General features: G+C 73.7%; 18 protein-coding genes. 7 read left to right on the top strand and 11 right to left on the bottom strand.

All coding sequences use genetic code 11. The features are described 5' to 3' along the window. Positions 1-3: 3 nt before the first annotated feature. The 9 genes from KPL57_RS03175 to KPL57_RS03135 are packed head-to-tail and all read right to left on the bottom strand — an operon-like array spanning position 4 to position 6,425. Positions 4-867: an SDR family oxidoreductase gene (locus KPL57_RS03175; protein WP_226350379.1), complete on the bottom strand. Its 864-nt coding sequence runs from the start codon at positions 865-867 to the stop codon at positions 4-6. Between the two features lie 43 nt (positions 868-910). Beyond that, the gene (locus KPL57_RS03170) at positions 911-1,729 is read right to left on the bottom strand and encodes an enoyl-CoA hydratase/isomerase family protein (RefSeq protein WP_226350378.1); all 819 of its coding nucleotides are present in this window, start codon (positions 1,727-1,729) and stop codon (positions 911-913) included. Then, entirely contained in the window at positions 1,726-2,499 is a 774-nt protein-coding gene (locus tag KPL57_RS03165) for an enoyl-CoA hydratase/isomerase family protein (RefSeq protein ID WP_226350377.1), read from the bottom strand. The genes KPL57_RS03170 and KPL57_RS03165 overlap by 4 nt, the downstream gene beginning before the upstream one ends. Next, positions 2,496-2,714, bottom strand: coding sequence for a hypothetical protein (locus KPL57_RS03160; protein WP_178373065.1), 219 nt, complete (start codon positions 2,712-2,714; stop codon positions 2,496-2,498). The genes KPL57_RS03165 and KPL57_RS03160 overlap by 4 nt, the downstream gene beginning before the upstream one ends. Continuing rightward, positions 2,714-3,202, bottom strand: a complete 489-nt coding sequence (locus tag KPL57_RS03155) for an aromatic-ring-hydroxylating dioxygenase subunit beta (protein ID WP_226350376.1) — start codon at positions 3,200-3,202, stop codon at positions 2,714-2,716. The genes KPL57_RS03160 and KPL57_RS03155 overlap by 1 nt, the downstream gene beginning before the upstream one ends. Then, positions 3,199-4,479, bottom strand: coding sequence for a Rieske 2Fe-2S domain-containing protein (locus KPL57_RS03150; protein WP_226350375.1), 1,281 nt, complete (start codon positions 4,477-4,479; stop codon positions 3,199-3,201). Before KPL57_RS03150 ends, KPL57_RS03155 begins: the two co-directional genes overlap by 4 nt. 26 nt (positions 4,480-4,505) lie before the next feature. Beyond that, the gene (locus KPL57_RS03145; protein WP_178376532.1) at positions 4,506-4,961 is read right to left on the bottom strand and encodes a MaoC family dehydratase; all 456 of its coding nucleotides are present in this window, start codon (positions 4,959-4,961) and stop codon (positions 4,506-4,508) included. Positions 4,962-4,966: 5 nt separating this feature from the next. Continuing rightward, positions 4,967-5,158, bottom strand: coding sequence for a ferredoxin (locus KPL57_RS03140; protein ID WP_178376531.1), 192 nt, complete (start codon positions 5,156-5,158; stop codon positions 4,967-4,969). Positions 5,159-5,171: 13 nt separating this feature from the next. Beyond that, complete coding sequence (locus KPL57_RS03135; RefSeq protein ID WP_226350374.1) at positions 5,172-6,425, bottom strand: cytochrome P450; 1,254 nt, start codon at positions 6,423-6,425, stop codon at positions 5,172-5,174. A gap of 150 nt (positions 6,426-6,575) precedes the next feature. Between KPL57_RS03135 and KPL57_RS03130 the strand changes: the two genes are divergently transcribed. The 4 genes from KPL57_RS03130 (at position 6,576) to KPL57_RS03115 (ending at position 10,972) form a co-directional block, all read left to right on the top strand. Beyond that, complete coding sequence (locus KPL57_RS03130; protein WP_208823282.1) at positions 6,576-7,373, top strand: SDR family NAD(P)-dependent oxidoreductase; 798 nt, start codon at positions 6,576-6,578, stop codon at positions 7,371-7,373. 82 nt (positions 7,374-7,455) lie between these two features. Next, positions 7,456-8,622 (top strand): acyl-CoA dehydrogenase family protein, encoded by a 1,167-nt coding sequence (locus KPL57_RS03125; RefSeq protein ID WP_226350373.1) that lies wholly within the window; start codon positions 7,456-7,458, stop codon positions 8,620-8,622. 4 nt (positions 8,623-8,626) lie between these two features. Next, the gene (locus KPL57_RS03120; protein WP_226350372.1) at positions 8,627-9,268 is read left to right on the top strand and encodes a TetR/AcrR family transcriptional regulator; all 642 of its coding nucleotides are present in this window, start codon (positions 8,627-8,629) and stop codon (positions 9,266-9,268) included. Positions 9,269-9,340: 72 nt separating this feature from the next. Continuing rightward, positions 9,341-10,972 carry an AMP-binding protein gene (locus tag KPL57_RS03115; protein ID WP_226350371.1) on the top strand — a complete coding sequence of 544 codons (1,632 nt, stop codon included), beginning with the start codon at positions 9,341-9,343 and terminating at the stop codon, positions 10,970-10,972. 49 nt (positions 10,973-11,021) lie between these two features. Here KPL57_RS03115 and KPL57_RS03110 read toward each other — a convergent pair whose 3' ends face one another. Then, the gene (locus KPL57_RS03110) at positions 11,022-12,710 is read right to left on the bottom strand and encodes a class I adenylate-forming enzyme family protein (protein ID WP_226350370.1); all 1,689 of its coding nucleotides are present in this window, start codon (positions 12,708-12,710) and stop codon (positions 11,022-11,024) included. A gap of 211 nt (positions 12,711-12,921) precedes the next feature. On the opposite strand from KPL57_RS03110, the gene KPL57_RS69270 reads away from it, so the two are divergent. Both KPL57_RS69270 and KPL57_RS03095 read left to right on the top strand, forming a co-directional pair. Then, positions 12,922-13,869 (top strand): helix-turn-helix domain-containing protein, encoded by a 948-nt coding sequence (locus KPL57_RS69270; RefSeq protein WP_308252766.1) that lies wholly within the window; start codon positions 12,922-12,924, stop codon positions 13,867-13,869. Between the two features lie 65 nt (positions 13,870-13,934). Then, positions 13,935-15,170, top strand: a complete 1,236-nt coding sequence (locus KPL57_RS03095; RefSeq protein ID WP_226350369.1) for an acyl-CoA dehydrogenase family protein — start codon at positions 13,935-13,937, stop codon at positions 15,168-15,170. Between the two features lie 157 nt (positions 15,171-15,327). Here the strand turns inward: KPL57_RS03095 and KPL57_RS03090 are convergent, their stop codons facing one another. After that, positions 15,328-16,491 (bottom strand): CaiB/BaiF CoA-transferase family protein, encoded by a 1,164-nt coding sequence (locus KPL57_RS03090; RefSeq protein ID WP_226350368.1) that lies wholly within the window; start codon positions 16,489-16,491, stop codon positions 15,328-15,330. Positions 16,492-16,543: 52 nt separating this feature from the next. Between KPL57_RS03090 and KPL57_RS03085 the strand changes: the two genes are divergently transcribed. Continuing rightward, positions 16,544-17,188 (top strand): TetR/AcrR family transcriptional regulator, encoded by a 645-nt coding sequence (locus KPL57_RS03085; RefSeq protein ID WP_226350367.1) that lies wholly within the window; start codon positions 16,544-16,546, stop codon positions 17,186-17,188. The last annotated feature ends 55 nt before the right edge of the window (positions 17,189-17,243 follow it).

The following is a 17,243-nucleotide window of genomic DNA, read 5'->3' as shown; positions in this document are numbered from 1 at the left end:
GGATCAGCCGACCGGGTTGGTGCCGGGGACGGCGCCGTCGAGGTCGACGATCTCGGCGAACCGGTCGCCGACCTGGTCGATCGTGGGCACCTCGGCGAAGGTGACGCCCTTGGTGCGGAACTGGGCGACCCGGTGCACCTCGCCGCCGCCGGCGACCAGGACGCTGCCGGTCTCGGTGCACTCGTCGCTGACCAGGTGCCCGACGACCGGTGCGACGTGCGCCGGGGAGAGCTTCGCCAGCATCTCCGGCGGCGCGATGTCCTCGGTCATCCGGGTCGCCGCCATCGGCGCGATCGCGTTGGCGGTGATGCCGCGCTTGCGGCCCTCGATGGCCAGGGTGTTGATCAGGCCGATCAGCCCGCCCTTGGCGGCGCCGTAGTTGGCCTGGCCGAAGTTGCCGTAGATCCCCGAGGTGGAGGTGGCGACGACGACGCGGCCGTGGCCCTGCTCGCGGAAGTGCGGCCAGGCCGCGTGGATCACGTGGAACCCGCCGTAGAGGTGCACGCGCTGGACGGCGTCCCAGTCGTCGTCGGTCATGGTGTGGAACGACCGGTCCCGCAGGATGCCGGCGTTGGCCACCACCCCGTCGATCCGGCCGTAGGCGTCCAGCGCGGTGGCCACGACCGCCGCGCCGCCCTCGGGGGTCGCGACGCTGTCGTGGTTCGCCGTGGCCTCGCCGCCCTCGGCCCGGATCTCGGCGACGACGGCGTCCGCCGCGGTCGACCCGCTGCCCGTGCCGTCGCGGGACCCGCCCAGGTCGTTGACGACGACCTTCGCGCCCGCCCGGGCCAGGACCAGCGCGTACTCGCGACCGAGGCCGTTGCCCGCCCCGGTGATCGCGACGACGCGCCCCTCGACTCCTGCCATGCCTGCCGTGCTCCTTCGTCGTGGATGGATGGATGCGGCCGCGTCAGCGGCCGGTGAAGCGCGGGCTGCGCCGTTCCAGGACGGCGGCCAGGCCCTCGCGGGCGTCGGCGGTGCCGGACAGCTCGGAGACCGTGCGGGCCTCCTCCGGCAGCTGGGCCTCGACCCGGTTGCCGAGCCCGGACCAGACCAGGCGCTTGACCGCGCCGAGCGCGCGCGGCGCCCCGGCCGCCAGGGTCCGGGCGACGGCGAGTGCCTCGTCGTGCAGTGCGTCGTCGGCGACGACGCGGGTGATCAGGCCGATCTCGGCGGCCTCGGCCGCGGTCAGGGTCGGGTTGAGCAGCAGGATCTCCATCGCCTTGCGCAGCCCGACCAGCTGCGGGAGCGTCACCGACGACCCGCCGTCGGGGGCCATCCCGACCCGGGCGGCGCCGGACATGAACTTCGCCGACTCCCCGGCGAGCACGATGTCCGAGGCGCACACCAGGCCCAGTCCCCCGCCGCCCGCGGCGAAGCCGTGCACGGCCGCGACGACCGGGACGGGCAGCGCGAGCAGGGCCGCCGCGACGTTCTGCAGCCAGGCGGTGGCCTCGCGCAGGTAGTCGGGCAGCGCCTCGCCCTTGGCGGCGAAGGTCTTGACGTCGCCGCCCGCGCAGAAGTTCTTCCCCTCCCCGGTCAGCAGGAGCACCCGCAGCTCGGGGCGGCCGGTGGCGGTCATGACGGCCTCGTGCAGCGCCCGCAGGAACGGCACGTCCATGCCGTTGGAGGCCTCGGGCCGGTTGAGCCGCAGCCGGCCGACGCCGTCGTCGTCGAGGTCGAAGAGCACCTGTGCGGTGCCGGTGTGGGTCGTGTCGGTGGTCGTCACGTCCGTGTCCTTCCGGTGAACCGGTCGATGCCCGCGCCGGCCCGTTCCCCGCCCAGGTGGGCGAGGGTCGAGGAGAGCTCGGCGGCGAGGCCGTCGGTCAGGGTCCCGTGCAGCCCGCCGCGGACGAGCTGCTTGATCCGGGCGAGCGCGTCGCGGTCCTTGCCGAGCAGGTTGGCGACGGTGCGCTCGACGAGCGCGTCGAGCTCGGCGGCCGGGGCGCAGGCCCACGCCAGCCCCCAGTCGACGGCGTCGCGGCCGGAGAGCCGGTCGCCGAGCAGGATGTGGCCGAGCGCGCGGGGCGTCCCGACGATGCGGGGCAGCCGCTGCGACCCGCCGCCGCCGGGGATCATCCCGAAGTTCGCGTGGTTGTCGGCGAGCACCGCGTCGTCGCGGACGAGGGCGATGTCGACGGACTGGAGCAGCTCGAACCCGCCCGCCATCGCGTACCCCTCGACGACGGCGACGACCGGCACCGGCAGCGTCGCGATCAGCTCGCAGGCGCCGACGAAGGTCTCGAACAGCGGGCGCAGCGCCTCGGGCCCCTGCTCGCGGAGCCGGGAGACCTCGTGGAAGTCCCCGCCCGCGCAGAAGTGGCCGCCCGCGCCGCGGACCACGACGACGTCGGCGGTCTCCGCGGCCGCGGCGAGCCCGTCGTGCAGGGCGCGGGCCAGCTCGACGGTGATCGCGTTGCGGGCCTGCGGCCGGTTGAGGGTCAGGGTCGCGACGCGACCGTCGGCGCGGTCGTCGAACCAGGTCAGGACGGTGCTCACGTGTCCTCCCGCCAGCGGTCCGCGGACGGGTCGAGCAGCTTGTGCAGGTGCCCCTCGGGCAGCCACACCAGCGTCTCGAGCTCCAGGGCGTCGAGGAACCGGACGCGGCCGGTGCGCAGGTCCTCGATCCGCAGGCGACGGCTGTTGGCGTCGTCGTCGACCCGGATGCTGACCTCGGCGAACTCGTTGCCGACGATGTCGGGGGCGATCTCCATCAGATCAGGAACGACAGCGTCGCGATCGCCCTGGCGTTGTCGACCAGGGCGACCTTCTTGTAGGACAGGGCGAGCTCGCCGTCGACGACGCGGAGCCGGTAGGTGGTCCGCCCGGCCCACAGCCGGTTGCCCCGCTCGCGGGACTCGACGAGGACGAAGTTGGCGCCGACCTCGGTGTCCCCGGTCTCCGGGACGGTCCCGAGGATCTCCACGTTGGACACCACGCGCCGCAGCCGGGACGCGGGCACCTGGGAGTGCCGGCGACCGGTGCGGTACTGCTTGATGCGGGTGGCGATCCGGTTGCGGTTGTCGTGGATGATCGACATCTGCGTCATGCGGTCGGCGTCGTCATCGTTGGCGGGCACCCAGTAGAGGGCGTCCGGGGTCCAGAGCGCCTCCCAGTCGGAGTAGCGGTGCTCGTCGGCGTAGCGCGCCTCGCGGTAGAGGAACTGCTCGACGGTGCGCAGGTCCAGCTCGGTGGTGGTCATCGGCCCTCCGTCATCAGCCGGGTGTAGTGCTGCCAGAACCCGCGCATGCCGGTCTCGTCGGTGGCACCGCCGACGGTGAGGCCGCGCTCGTCGACGTGCTCGCGGTCGGCGCCGCGGCGGATGTCGAGCCACTCCGGGCGCAGCTCGGCGACGCCGGCCTGGTTGCGCTCGTACATCTCGGTGTCGTCGGCGAGCAGCATCCCGGCGGGCCCGACCGAGCCGATGCACTGCTGCAGCATCCGCCGGTTCATCTCGGGGGCGCCCTTGAGCTGCACGGCGGTGACGTGCTGGACGGTGAGGTCCGCGGCCAGCGGCTGGATCGTGAACAGCTGGATCTCGGCGATGAACAGGTTCGGGAAGATCATCACGTGCGGTCCGCCCTCGACCAGGATGTCGTGGGCGTCCGGGCCGTAGGTCTCGCGCATCCGGGCGGAGTAGCCGGGCACCTTCTCCTCGGTGGTGCCGAACCAGCCCAGCGGCGTGCCGAGGCGCCGGAACTCCGGGCGCAGGTCGTTCTCGCTGTGGCCGCCCCCGAGGTCGCGGGTGACGGCCGTCGACTTCTCGCCGTACAGGGCGCCGATCCCGCTCTCGGCGACGCTGAAGATCGACGCGTGCACGAACTGCGGGTGGTAGCCGTCGGTCTCGTTCTCCGCGAGGAGCTTCCAGTTGGCCTGCGCCCGGTGCTGCAGGAACCCGGCGGTCAGCTCGATCTCGCCGTCCGGCGAGAGCCGGACCAGCCGGTCGATCTCGCCCTTCGCCTCGCCGAGGTGCTCGTCGAGCGTGGGGCCGTCGGGGGCGAAGCTGCCGAACACGAAGCCCTGGTAGACCCCGACCCGGGCGACGCGGCCGAGCCCGAGGTCGAGCTTGCCGCGGCCGCCGTAGCCCTGCGGGAACGGGTAGCCGAGCATCCGGCCGTCGTTGCGGTAGGTCCAGCCATGGTACGGGCACCGGAACGAGCTGGAGTTGCCCGCCGAGGCCTCGCAGACCAGGTTGCCGCGGTGCGCGCAGCGGTTGAGCAGCAGGTGCACCTCGCCGTCGGCCGTGCGCGTCATGATGACGTCCTGCGGGCCGATGGACTTGCGGACGTAGTCGTTCGGTGCGGCGATCTCGCTGACGTGGCCGACGTAGACCCAGGTCCGGTACCAGATGCGCTCCAGCTCGTCGGCGAAGATCTCCGGCGAGGTGTAGAGCGAACCGTGCACCCGCCGGGGCTCGATCAGCTCCTCGTAGGGAGCCGCGGGGGGACGCGGCGCGCCGGCGGGGGCGGTCGGGGTCACTGTCGGTTCCTCTCGTTCACAGCTGGTCAGGGGTAGAGCCGGCCGACGCTCTCGATGACGCAGGCGGGCTTGGCCGAGCCCTCGACCTCGAGCGTCGAGCGCACGGTGACCTCGACGAAGCCCTCGCCACGGCGCACCGACGCGATCTCGGCGGCGAGCCGGACCTTCGAGCCGACCGGGACGGGGGCGGGGAAGCGGACCTTGTTGAGCCCGTAGTTGATGCCCATCCGGACGTTGTCGACGGTGTAGAGCTCGTTCAGCAGCCGCGGCAGCAGCGACAGGGTCAGGAAGCCGTGCGCGATGGTCCGGCCGAACGGGCCGGACGCGGCCCGCTCCGGGTCGGTGTGGATCCACTGGTGGTCGCCGGTGGCCTCGGCGAACAGGTCCACCCGGCGCTGGTCGATCTCGGTCCAGTCGGTGGGCCCGAAGGACTCGCCCTCCGCGGTCAGCAGCTCCTCGACGGAGTCGAACACCCTGGTCATCGCACTCATCCCTCGATCCGCAGCGCCTCGGTGGGACAGGCCCGGCAGGCCTCCTCCAGCTCCGAGCGCTGCGCCTCGTCGGCCTCGGCCTGCAACAGGTTCAGCGAGCCGTCGTCGGCGACCTCGAAGAAGTCGGGGGCCAGCGACTCGCACAGTCCCAGCCCGGTGCACTTGTCGTAGTCGACCACCACACGCATCGGTGGTTCCTCCTCACAGGTTGAGCGTGCACGGCATGGACTTCACGCCGTCCACGAAGTTGCCGACGAGCTGCACGGGCTCGCCGGTCCGCAGGTCGGGCACCCGGTGCAGCAGCTCGCCGAACAGCGCGCGCAGCTGGGTCCGCGCCAGCATGTTGCCCATGCAGAAGTGCGGCCCGCCGCCGCCGAACCCCACGTGCGGGTTCGGCGAGCGGGTGACGTCGAAGACGTGCGGGTCGGTGAACACCCGCTCGTCGCGGTTGCCCGAGGCGTAGAACATGACGACCCAGTCGCCCTCGCGGATCTGCTGCCCGTGCAGCTCGACGTCGCGGGTGGCGACCCGGCGGAAGGTCATGACCGGGCTGGCCCAGCGGACGAACTCGTCGGTGGCGGTGCCGATCGTGCCGTCGAAGTCGGCCTGGAGGATCTTGCGCTGGTCCGGGAACCGGGTCAGCGCCTCCATCGTGCGGCTGATCGTGTTGCGGGTGGTGTCGTTGCCCGCCACCGACAGCAGCACGAAGAACGCCGCGATCTCCTCCTCGCTGAGGCTCTCGCCGTCCACCTCGGCCTGCACGAGGCTGGTCATGAGGTCGTCGCGGGGGTTCTCGCGCCGGTCGTCGGCGAGCTCCAGCCCGATCGTGATGAGGGTGACCAGGGACTGGTTGAGCAGGTCGGCGGGCTCCAGCCCGGCGCGGACGTCGGCGTCCGACCAGGACACCATGCCGTCGGCGGCGTGCGCGGCGGCGTCGCGGCGCTCCGGGGACAGGCCGCACATCTCGTAGATCGTCCACATCGGCAGCCGGCGGGAGACCTGGTCGACGAAGTCGCAGTCCCCGGTCGCGATCAGCTCGTCGACGATCCGGCGGGCCTGGTCCGCGATCTGGTCCTCGATCTTCTTGACCTGGCGCGGGGTGAACGCGGCGCTGACGAGCCGGCGCAGCTGAGTGTGCCGTGGTGCGTCGGTCGCGAGGAACGAGCTGGCCGCCTCCAGGATGTCGCTCGGGACGTCCTCGATCATCACGCCCTGCCCGGAGCAGAAGGTCGCCGGGTCCTTGCTGACGGCCTGGATGTCGGCGTGCCGGGTGATCGCCCAGAAGCCGGCGTCGTCCTCCTGCGGCAGCATCGACCCCTCGGCGGGGCGCTGCCAGCTGACCGGACGCTCGTCGCGCAGGATCCGGAGTCGCTCCTCGCGCCCCTCGGGGGTCAGCGACCAGAACTCGAGCGACCCCACCGATACCGGGTCGTGGTCGGGCCGGGACTGCACCATTGCTCCCCCAGGACGGTCTCGTTTTTAACATTGATTAATCTCGCGCAAGAGGACATCACGGCCGTCCGTCCGGTGTCAAGACGGCGACGCCGCGGCCGTACCGGTGTTTAATCCCGCGTCGAAAGACCGGGCCGGAGAACGGGAGGCACAGTGGATCTGGGACTGCGCGACGCACGGGTCGTCGTCACCGGGGCGGGGGCCAACATCGGGCGGGGCATCGCCCGGGTCCTGGCGGCGGAGGGGGCGCGGGTACTGGTCGTCGACATCGACGGCGAGCAGGCCGAACGGGTCGCGGGCGAGCTGCGCGACCTCGGCGCACCGGACGCGGCCGCGTGCGCGACCGACCTGACCGCCGAGGGCGCGGGCGCCCGGGTGACCGCGCAGGCGGTGGCGGCCTGGGGCGGGGTGGACGTGCTGGTCAACAACGCCGGGTGGAGCAGGCCCGGCTGGTTCGCCGAGCAGACCGACCGGGACCTCTGGCGGCGCACGGTCGAGGTGAACCTGTTCGCCGCGATCGACTGCACGCAGGCCGTGCTCGGCCCGATGCGCGAGGCCGGCCGGGGCGCGATCGTGTTCCTGTCCAGCGACGCCGCCTACGGCGCCGTCCGCCAGGGCATCTACGGCGGCACCAAGGCGGCGCTGATCTCGCTGGCCCGCACGGTGGCGCGGGAGAACGGCCGGTTCGGGATCCGCAGCAACGTCGTCGCCCCCGGGCTGGTCCTGCCCCCCGAGGACGACCACGTGGGTCCGAGCTCGGTCTGGGCGGGCGGGGCGGACGCGCTGTTCGCGCCGGACCAGGTCGACGCGATCGTCCGCACCCAGGCGCTGCGCCGGCGCACCACCCCGGCCGACGTCGGCAACGCGGTCGCCTGGCTGGCCTCGGAGACCGCGGCGCACCAGGTCACCGGCCAGGTCGTGGCCGTCGGCGGCGGCTCGTCGATGCCCTGAGCCGCTCCGGCCGCGTTGACGGAGCCCCACCCTGTTACCTATTCTGAATTAGAAAAATATCCGGGCCCCCGAGGAGACACCGATGCCCAGCTCGCTGATCGTCGCCGACACCGAGGAGCGCGCGGCACTGCGCGACGCGGTGGCGACCCTGGTCGGTCGCTACGGCCACAGCTACTTCATGGAGAAGGCGAAGGCCCACGAGGAGCCGACCGAGCTGTGGAAGGAGCTCGGCGCGGCCGGGTTCCTGGGCGTGCACCTGTCCGAGGCCTACGGCGGTGGCGGCGGCACCATGAGCGACCTCGCCGTGGTCGTCGAGGAGGCCTCGTCGCAGGGCGTCCCGCTGCTGATGATGGTCATCTCCCCCGCGATCTGCGGGTCGATCATCGACGCGCACGGCTCGCACGAGCTCAAGGAGCGCTGGCTGCCGGGGATCGCCGACGGCTCGCTCAAGATGGCGTTCGCGATCACCGAGCCGGACGCGGGCTCGAACAGCCACGAGATCACCACCACCGCCCACCCCGACGGCGACGGCTGGCGGATCCGCGGGCAGAAGTACTGGACCTCGGGCATCGACGAGGCGGACGCCGTCCTGGTCGTGACCCGGCAGCCCGAGCCGGGGCCGGGCGGGCGCCACCCGCTGTCGCTGTTCGTCGTGCCGACCGACGCCGAGGGACTGACCTGGCAGACCATCCCGGCGGCGCTGCAGCAGCCCGAGCACCAGTTCACCGTGTTCCTCGACGACGTGCGGGTCGGCCCCGAGGCGCTGATCGGCGACGAGGGCAACGGCCTGCGCCAGGTGTTCGCCGGGCTCAACCCGGAGCGGATCACCGCGGCCTGCATCTCCAACGGGATCGCCCGCTACGCGCTGGACAAGGCCACCGGCTACGCCAACGAGCGCCAGGTGTGGGGCGTGCCGATCGGCTCGCACCAGGGCGTCGCGCACCCGCTGGCCGAGGCCTACATCGGGACCCAGCTGTCGCGGCTGATGACCTACCGCGCCGCCGAGCTGTTCGACGCGGGCGCCGACGCCGCGGAGGCGTCGAACATCGCGAAGTTCGCCGCGGCCGACTCCTCGCTGCGCACCCTGGACCAGGCGATCCAGAGCCACGGCGGGAACGGCCTGTCGCTGGAGTACGGCCTGGCCGACCTGTGGTTCGTCGCCCGGATGCTCAAGACCGCGCCGGTCAGCCGGGAGATGGTTCTGAACTTCGTCGCCCAGCGCAGCCTGGGCCTGCCCGCGTCGTACTGACGTCGTGCCCCGCGCCCACACGGTCCGGACGGCGGGCGTCCGGGGCCCCGGCGAGAAGTCGGCGCGGACCCGGCGCCGGATCCTGGACGCGACGGCGTCGCTGCTCGCGACGCGCGGGTACGCCGGGACCCGGCTCGCCGACGTCGCGCGGCTGGCCGGGGTCCGGCCGCCGGCCGTCTACTACTACTTCGACTCCCGCGAGGACCTGGTCGAACAGGTCGTGGTGGCGGGCATGGTGCGCAACCTGGAGCACGTGCGGGCGCAGGTGCAGGAGCTGCCGGCCGGGGCGACGGCGATGGACCGCATCTGCTGCGCGGTCGAGGCCCACCTGCAGGTCGTGCTCCGCATCTCCGACTACACGGTCGCCTCGATCCGCAACACCCAGCAGCTGCCCCCGGAGGTCCGCACCCGGCAGCTGGCGGAGCAGCAGCGCTACAGCGATTTCTGGCGCGAGCTCGTCGAGGCCGCCCGTGACGCGGGCGAGCTGCGGGACGGGCTCGACCCGCGGGCGGCCCGGATGCTGGTGCTCGGCGCGCTCAACTGGGCGTGCGAGTGGTGGAGCCCCGGGCGCGGCTCGCTGAAGTCCCTGGTCCGGACCGCCCGGACGATCGTCCGGCGCGGGCTGTCGGCTCCGACCGGCGGTTGACCCGACCGGAATTTTATCTAGGTTCGTTTATTCGATCGGTCCACGCCCTCTCCCGCCTCACGGAGGCCCGTCATGAGCACGCAGGCCGTCAGCTCCACCTCCCCCGCCCCGGCGACCGGGCGCTCCGAGTGGCTCGAGGGCCCCGGCCCCGGCCTCGTCGAGGGCACGGTCGGCGGTCTCCTGCGCGAGCAGGCCGCCGCGCACCCGGACACCGTCGCGCTCGTCGCGACCCGGCACGACGGCAGCGCCGGCCGCTGGACCTACGCCGAGCTGCTCGACGAGGCGAGCCGGGTCGCCGGGACCCTGCTGGAGCTCGCCGGGCCCGGCGGGCACGTCGCGATCTGGGCGCCGAACGTCGCGGAGTGGACGATCGTCCAGTACGCGGCGGGCCTGGCGGGGGTCGTGCTGGTGGCGCTCAACCCGGCCCTGCGCCCGGGCGAGCTGGAGTACGCACTCACCCTGTCCCGCTCGACGGTCCTGCTGCACGCCGACCGGGTGCGCGACCACGACCTGACCGGCGTCGTCGCCGACGTCGTGCCGCGGGTGGCCGGTCTCGCCCACGTGGTCAGCCTGTCCGACACCGACCGGCTGCACGGCACGCCGCTCGACGGCGGCTCGCCCGACATGCCGGAGCGCAGCGCGCCGGACGCCCCGGCGATGATGCAGTTCACCTCCGGGACCACCGGGCGCCCCAAGGGCGTGCTGCTGGCGCACCGCTCGCTGCTGAACAACGCCCGGCTCACCATGTACACCGCCGAGGCCCGCGACGGCGCCGTCGCCGTCGCGCCGCTGCCGACCTTCCACACCGCGGGCTGCGTCATCTCGACGCTGGGCCCCGCGGTGCTGGGCGGCACGGTGGTGCTGATCGAGCGGTTCGAGCCCGGCGCCGTGCTCGACGCGATGCACGACGAGCGCGCGACGATCCTGATGAGCGTGCCGACGGTGCTCGGCGCGGTGCTGCACGAGGCGCGCCGCCGCGACGGCCAGGCACCGGCGCTGGACACCGTCCTGGTCGGCGCCGCGACCGTCCCCGGGTCGATGATCACCGCCGTCCGGGAGACCTTCGGCGCCTTCGTGCACAACCTCTACGGCCAGACCGAGCTCTCCCCCGTGCTGAGCCTGACGCGGCGCTCCGACACCGCCGACGACCTCGTCCGCAGCGTCGGCCGCCCGCTGCCGCACACCGGGGCGCGGATCGTCGACCCCGCCACCGGCGACGTCGTGCCGCTCGGCACCGTCGGCGAGGTCTGCGCCCGCGGCTACAACCAGATGCTCTGCTACTACGACGACCCCGGCGCCACCGCCGCGACCGTCGACGACGAGGGCTGGGTGCACACCGGCGACCTCGGCTCGATGGACGACCGCGGCATGATCACCCTGACCGGCCGGCTGAAGGAGCTCATCATCCGCGGCGGCGAGAACATCGCCCCGGCCGAGATCGAGGTCGCGCTGGCCGAGCACCCGGCCGTGGCCGCGTCGGCCGTGGTCGGCCTGCCGGACCCCACCTGGGGCGAGATCGTCGCCGCCGCGGTGGTGACCCACGAGCCGCAGGAGCCCGGGTTCACCGACGAGCTGGCCGCGCACTGCCTGGAGCGGCTCACCCCGTACAAGGTGCCGGTGCGCTGGTTCCTGGTCGACGAGCTGCCCATGACGCCGTCGGGGAAGGTCCAGAAGTTCGTGCTGCGCGACCAGCTCGACGCCTGAGGGCACGACAGGGTCGGGCCCCGGGCGCCGCCCGGGGCCCGACCCCTTCTCAGCCCAGCACCTCGGCGGCGCGCCGGGCGAGCCGGAACTTCTGGACCTTGCCGGTCGGGGTGGTCGGCAGGTCCTCGGCGGTGGTCACCAGCACGTGCTTGGGCACCTTGAACCGGGCGAGCTTCTCCCGGCAGAGCGCCAGCACCGCGTCCGGGTCGACGGTCGCGCCCGGCTCCGGGACGATCCACAGGCACCCGACCTCGCCCCACCGGTCGTCCGCGACGCCGACGGCGTAGGCCTGGCTGACCCCGGGGTGGCGGGTGATCAGCTCCTCGATCTCCTTGGGCATCACCAGCTCGCCGCCGCTCTTGTAGAGCTCCTTGCTGCGGCCGGTGATCTCCAGGTAGCCGTCGTCGCGGACCCGGCCCAGGTCGCCGGAGAACACCCGGCCCCCGCGCAGGGCGGCGGCGGTCTCCTCGGGCTTGTCCCAGAACCCGAGCATGTGGGTGGGCCCGGACGACACCAGCTCCCCCTCCGTCCCGGCCGGCAGCTCCTCGCCGGTCATCGGGTCGCAGGTCCGGTAGTGGCACAGGTCGCCGTCGTGGTCGGGCAGCCCGGCCACCCCGGCGCGCTTGACCCGCCCGACGGTCGCCGAGTGCTGCTCCAGGGGATCCTCGGGCAGCGTCATCGTCATCGCGCCGCCGCACTCGGTCATCCCGTAGCCGGTGGTGATCTCGGAGATCCCCAGCTCGGCGCGGACCCGCTCCCACAGCCACACCGGCGCGGGCGCGGCGCCGGAGAGCACGGCGAACACCGAGGACAGGTCGCGCGCGGAACGGTCGGGGTGCTCCAGCAGGGCGACGGTCATGGTGGGCACGCAGAGGATCTCGGTCGCGCGGTGCCGCTCGATGCCGTCGAAGTAGTCGGCCGCGGAGAACGCCAGCCGCGGGACGATCGCCCCGCCCACGAACATGGCCGCGACCAGGCCCTCGACGTAGCCGAACATGTGGTAGCAGGGCAGCGAGAACAGGATGCGGCGCCCGTCCTCGAAGGCGCGGGTCAGCGCGGAGGCGTAGCCGGTGCGCAGGACGGCGTCGTGGGTGATCATCACCCCCTTCGGCGACCCCGTGGTGCCCGAGGTGTAGAGGATGTCGCCCAGGTCGCCCGGGGCGACCCCGGTGGACCCGGCCGCGACCGGCTCGCCGAGGGCACCCAGCTCCTCCACCGTCGTCACGCCGGGCCGGGCCGGGCGCACCGTCGGCAGCTGGACGACCGCGCGCAGGTCCGGGAGCTCGGCGGTGGGGCCGTGCTCCCAGCCGGGGGCCACCTCGTCGAGCAGGGCGAGGTGGTCGAGGTCGCCGTAGCCGGTCATCGTGACGAGCACCGTGCAGCGGGACTGGCGCAGCACGTAGGCGAGCTCGTCGCGGCGGTAGAGGAAGTTGAACGGGATGGCGACCGCGCCGGCCCGCGCGACCGCGAACTTCAGCGGCACGAACTCCAGGTGGTTGGCCATGAGCAGGCCGACCCGGTCGCCCGGGCGGACGCCGAGCGCGGCCAGCCCGCCGGCGAGCCGGGCCGTCCACTCGGCGGCGCCGGCGTAGTCGAGGGTGCGGTCGTCGGTGACGACGAGCGGCCGGTCGGGGAACTCGCGGGCGCAGTCGTCCAGGAACCCGTCGAGCGTGCGGGGCTGCCACGTCGGGTGGCGTGCCTCCAGGGCCGCTCGGCGGTGCGCGATCGGGGCGGGCATCGTCGGCCTCCTCGTCGATGTTTAATCGCTCGTAGATTAGACAACGCTGGATGGAGCGGGCAATCGTCCGTCCGGCCCACACCGGGGCCCGGCCGGAGCGCGTCTCCCGAGCCGGCCGACCGGCTGTTGACCCGGACGTGATCGGGACGCGACGCTGATGTCACGGCGGTGCCGACGATGGTGTGGGCCCGGCGGACCACGGAGGCGCGGCATGACGGTGTGGGACGTGTCCTCCCAGCCCGCGAGCGAGCAGTTCGCGTACTGGAGGGAGATCATCTGCGAGGCCTTCGTCCCGCTGTCGCCGGCGTCGACCGTCGCGGGTCACGGCTTCGCGAGCCGGGTCGAGACGCGGTCGCTCGACTCGGTCGTCCGGGCGTCCCTCGGCTCGCAGCCGCAGACGACCACCCACGGGCGCCGGGAGGTCGCCAGGACCGACGGTGACTACGTCTTCGTCAACCTCCAGACGGTCGGCGAGTGCGGGGTGGAGCAGGCCGGTCGCCGGTCGGTGGTGCGGCCCGGCCAGTTCACCGTCGTCGACACCACCGAGCCGTACCGGTTCGCGTTCGACGCGCCGTGGGAGATGGTGTCCTACCGGGTGCCGCACGCGCTGTTGAGCAGCCGCCGTGACACGGTCCGGGACCTGCTCGCCGGGGCCTGGGGCGCCGACGGGGCGGGGGCCGTGGTGACCGGTCTCGTGCGGGCCATGTGGGAGGTCGAGCCCGGGCCGGGCGCCCCCGACGTCGAGGCCGCCCTCGTCTCGGCGCTGTGCGGCGTCGCCGGCGGGCAGGGCGCCGCCGCGAGGGACCCGCGGGCCGCGCTGCGGACCGCGGCCCTGCGCTGCATCGACCGCGGTCTGGGGGACCCGGCACTCGGCGTGGCGTCGGTGAGCCGGGAGCTCGGCGTCGCTCCGCGCACGCTGCACGCCGCCGTGAGCGCCGGCGGCGAGAGCTTCGCCGCGCTGCTGCGCCGCCGTCGGATGGAGCGGGCCGCGGCGCTGCTCGCCGGCCCGGGCGCCGCGCCGGCGGTCACCGAGGTCGCCGCGGCGGTGGGGTACGACGGCCCGTCGTCGTTCAGCCGGGCCTTCCGGCGTGCGTTCGGCCGGTCGCCGAGCGAGGCCCGCCGCGATGCACGAACTGCACGGGAAGCGTGCACGGACTGAACGGACCGGCCGGTGTCCCGCCGTGATACTGGCGTCGATCGCATGACTGACGACGGAGGTCGACGATGGCGGTGTCGTTCTCGCTCTCACCCGAGCAGGAGCAGCTGAAGAAGGTGGCCCGGCAGTTCGCCGAGGCGCACCTGGCGGATCTGGCCGAGGCCGTGCGGAACGAGCCGGATCCGGCCCGGCGTGCCGACCTCGCCCGGCCGGCGTTCGAGCAGGCGGTGGCGGCCGGTTTCCTCAAGGGGCTGATCCCGGTGCCCTTCGGCGGCGCCGCGGGCAACGGCGTCGACGCCGCGATCCTGATCGAGGAGTGGGCCGCCCACAGCCCGGACTTCGTGATCTCGATGGCCGGGCCGCTGATCGCGCTGGTGCCGGTCTACCAGGTCGGCACCCCGGAGCAGATCGAGCGCTTCGTCGCGCCGTTCCTGGCCGATGCCGGCGCACCGGTCGCGGCGATGGCGTACTCCGAGCCGGGTGGCAGCGCGAACTTCGACGCGCCCGCCCCGGCCGAAGGGGTCCGGACCACGGCGGAACCGGACGGCGACCACTACCTCGTCAACGGGACGAAGGCGTGGGCGTCGCACCTGCCCGGGTGGGACGGTGACGGTCCCGACATCATGACGATCGTCTGCCGCGCCCCGGGCGGGGTGTCGCTCGTCGTCGCCGAGCGGGAGCACCTGGCCGGACACATCGAGGTCGAGCACCTCTACGACCTGCCCGGCCTGCGCGGGTGCCTCACCGCGCGGATCCGGCTGCGCGACGTCCGCGTGCCCCGCGGCAACCTGCTCGGCGCCGAGGGGCAGGGCGTCGACCTGACCCGTGCCGCGTTCGTCGGCAGCGGGGCCTCGATCGGCACGTTCTCCGTCGCGGCGATGCGCCGGGCGTTCGAGATCGCACTCCGGTTCGCGACCACCGAGCACCGGGGCGGCGCCGTCCCGATCATCGAGCACCAGGCGGTGGCCGACGTCCTGACGAACGCGAAGGCGCGGATCGAGTCGGTCCGGCTGCTGTCGTGGCGGGCGCTGGACGCGGCCCTGTCCGGTGACCCGCACGGCCTGGAGTGGGCGCTGCACGCGAAGGTCCTCGGCTCCGACACCGCGGTCGAGGTGATCAACGACCTGATCCGGGTGGTCGGGGTCTCGGCCTACGACAACGGGTTCCCGCTCAAGCGGCTCCTGGACGAGGCGCTGGCCTACCCGGTGATCGAGGGGTCCAACATCGGGGTGCGCCGGCGCCAGATGCAGACGCTGCTGTCCGGCGCCGGGTACGACCCGCTCGCGGCGTCCGGGATGTCCTGAGGTCCGGAGGTCCGCTGCGCGACGCGGTGCGCCCGGCCGCGTCGCGCACCGCGGGCCCACCGTCCGGGACGCCGCCGGCAGGACGACCCGGGACCCCGTGGTGCGGCCGGTGCCGATGTCGCCGGCGGACCGCGGCCGGTCACCGGGCCGGGTGCGGCTACGCCTCCTGTGCCGCCCCCGAGGCCAGCAGGGCGTCGACGTCCAGGCCGGCGCCGGCCAGCACCTCCCGGGTGTCGCGCCCGCGGGCCGGTGGCGCGGCGGGTGCGGTGACGGGGTGGCCGGAGAACCGGGGCGCCGGGCCGGGCTGCAGCACCCCGCCGGTGTCGGCCACGCTCCCCCGGGCGGCGACGTGCGGGTGGGCGGCGGCCTCGCGCAGCCCCAGCACCGGCGCGACGCAGGCGTCGGTGCCGTCGAAGACGGCGGTCCACTCGTCGCGGGTGCGGGTGGCGAAGCGCGCGGCGAGCGCGGCCCGCAGCGCGGGCCACCGGCTCCGGTCCTGCTGGTCCTCCGGCGCCGCCACCTCGCGCGGGATCTCCAGCAGCCGCAGCAGCTCGGCGTAGAACTTCGGCTCCAGCGACCCGACCGCCATGTGCCCGCCGTCGGCGGTCGCGTAGACCGCGTAGAATGGGGTGCCGCCGTCGAGCATGTTGACCCCGCGCCGGTCCTCCCAGCGGCCGGAGCCGAGCATGGCGTGGATCGCGGCGAGCAGGTGCGACGCGCCGTCGACGATCGCGGCGTCGACGACCTGGCCGCGCCCGGTGCGCTCGGCCTCCAGCAGCGCCGCGAGCACCCCGATCACCAGGTAGGTGGACCCGCCCCCGAAGTCGCCGACGAGGTTGAGCGGGATCTGCGGCGGGCCGCCCGCCTCGCCCATGGCGTGCAGGGCGCCGGTCAGCGCGATGTAGCCGATGTCGTGGCCGGCGGTGTGGGCGAGCGGGCCGTCCTGACCCCAGCCGGTCATCCGGCCGTAGACCAGCCGGGGGTTGCGCGCCCACACCGCGTCCGGCCCCACCCCCAGCCGCTCGGCGACGCCCGGCCGGTTCCCCTCGACCAGCACGTCCGCGCGTCCGGCGAGGGTCAGCACGGCCTCCACCGCCTCGGGACGCTTGAGGTCCAGCACGACCGACCGCTTGCCGCGGTTGAGCACGTCGGCCGCGGGCGGCGCCGTCGAGAGCGGCCCGGCCGCGGGCCGGTCGATCCGGATCACCTCGGCGCCGAGGTCGGCCAGCGCCATGCAGGCGAACGGCCCCGGCCCGATGCCCGCCAGCTCGACGACCGTCCGGCCGGCCAGCGGTCCACGACCGCGCTCCACCTCGTCCATGCCACGCCTCCAGGTCTTTTTTCTTATTACGATTAGACAGTAGCCTGACGCGATGACGGACGGACCGGACCGGCGACGGGGGCCGCGCCGCGCGGGCACCGGGTCCGCGCCGCGCTCGGCGCGGACCCGCGAACGGATCCTCGACGCCGCGGCGGTCGTGCTGAACCGCAGCGGCTACGCCGGCACCCGGCTGCTCGACATCGCCGGGCTCGCCGGCCTCCAGGCCCCGGCGATCTACTACCACTTCGCCTCCCGCGACGAGCTGATCCAGGAGGTCGTGCAGGTCGGGCTGCGGCGCACGATGGCCCACGTCCACGACGAGCTCGCCGCCCTCCCGGACGGGACGCCGCCGATGGACCGGATCGCCACCGCGGTGCGCGCCCACCTGGAGATCGTGCTGCGCGACTCGGAGTACGCCGCCGCGGCGATCCGCAACGCCGCCCAGCTCCCGCAGGGCATCCGCGACGTCCAGCTGCGCGACCAGCGCCGCTACGGCGCCCTGTGGCGCGGCCTGGTCGACGACGCACGGGCCGCCGGACAGCTCGACCCGGAGCTGGACCCGCACGCGGCGCGGATGCTGGTGATGGGGGCGCTGAACTGGGCGCCGGAGTGGTGGCGCCCCGACCGCGGCGACCTCGCCGACACCGTGCGCACCGCGCAGACGATCGTGCGGGAGGGTCTCGCACCGGGCGGTTGACCCGGCCACGGCATTAATTTACTGTCGATTAAAAGAAGCGACCGAAGGAGATGAC

Source organism: Pseudonocardia sp. ICBG601 (assembly GCF_020496245.1).
Note: the sequence above shows the minus strand (reverse complement) of the source record. Positions and strands in the feature narration are given on the sequence as shown.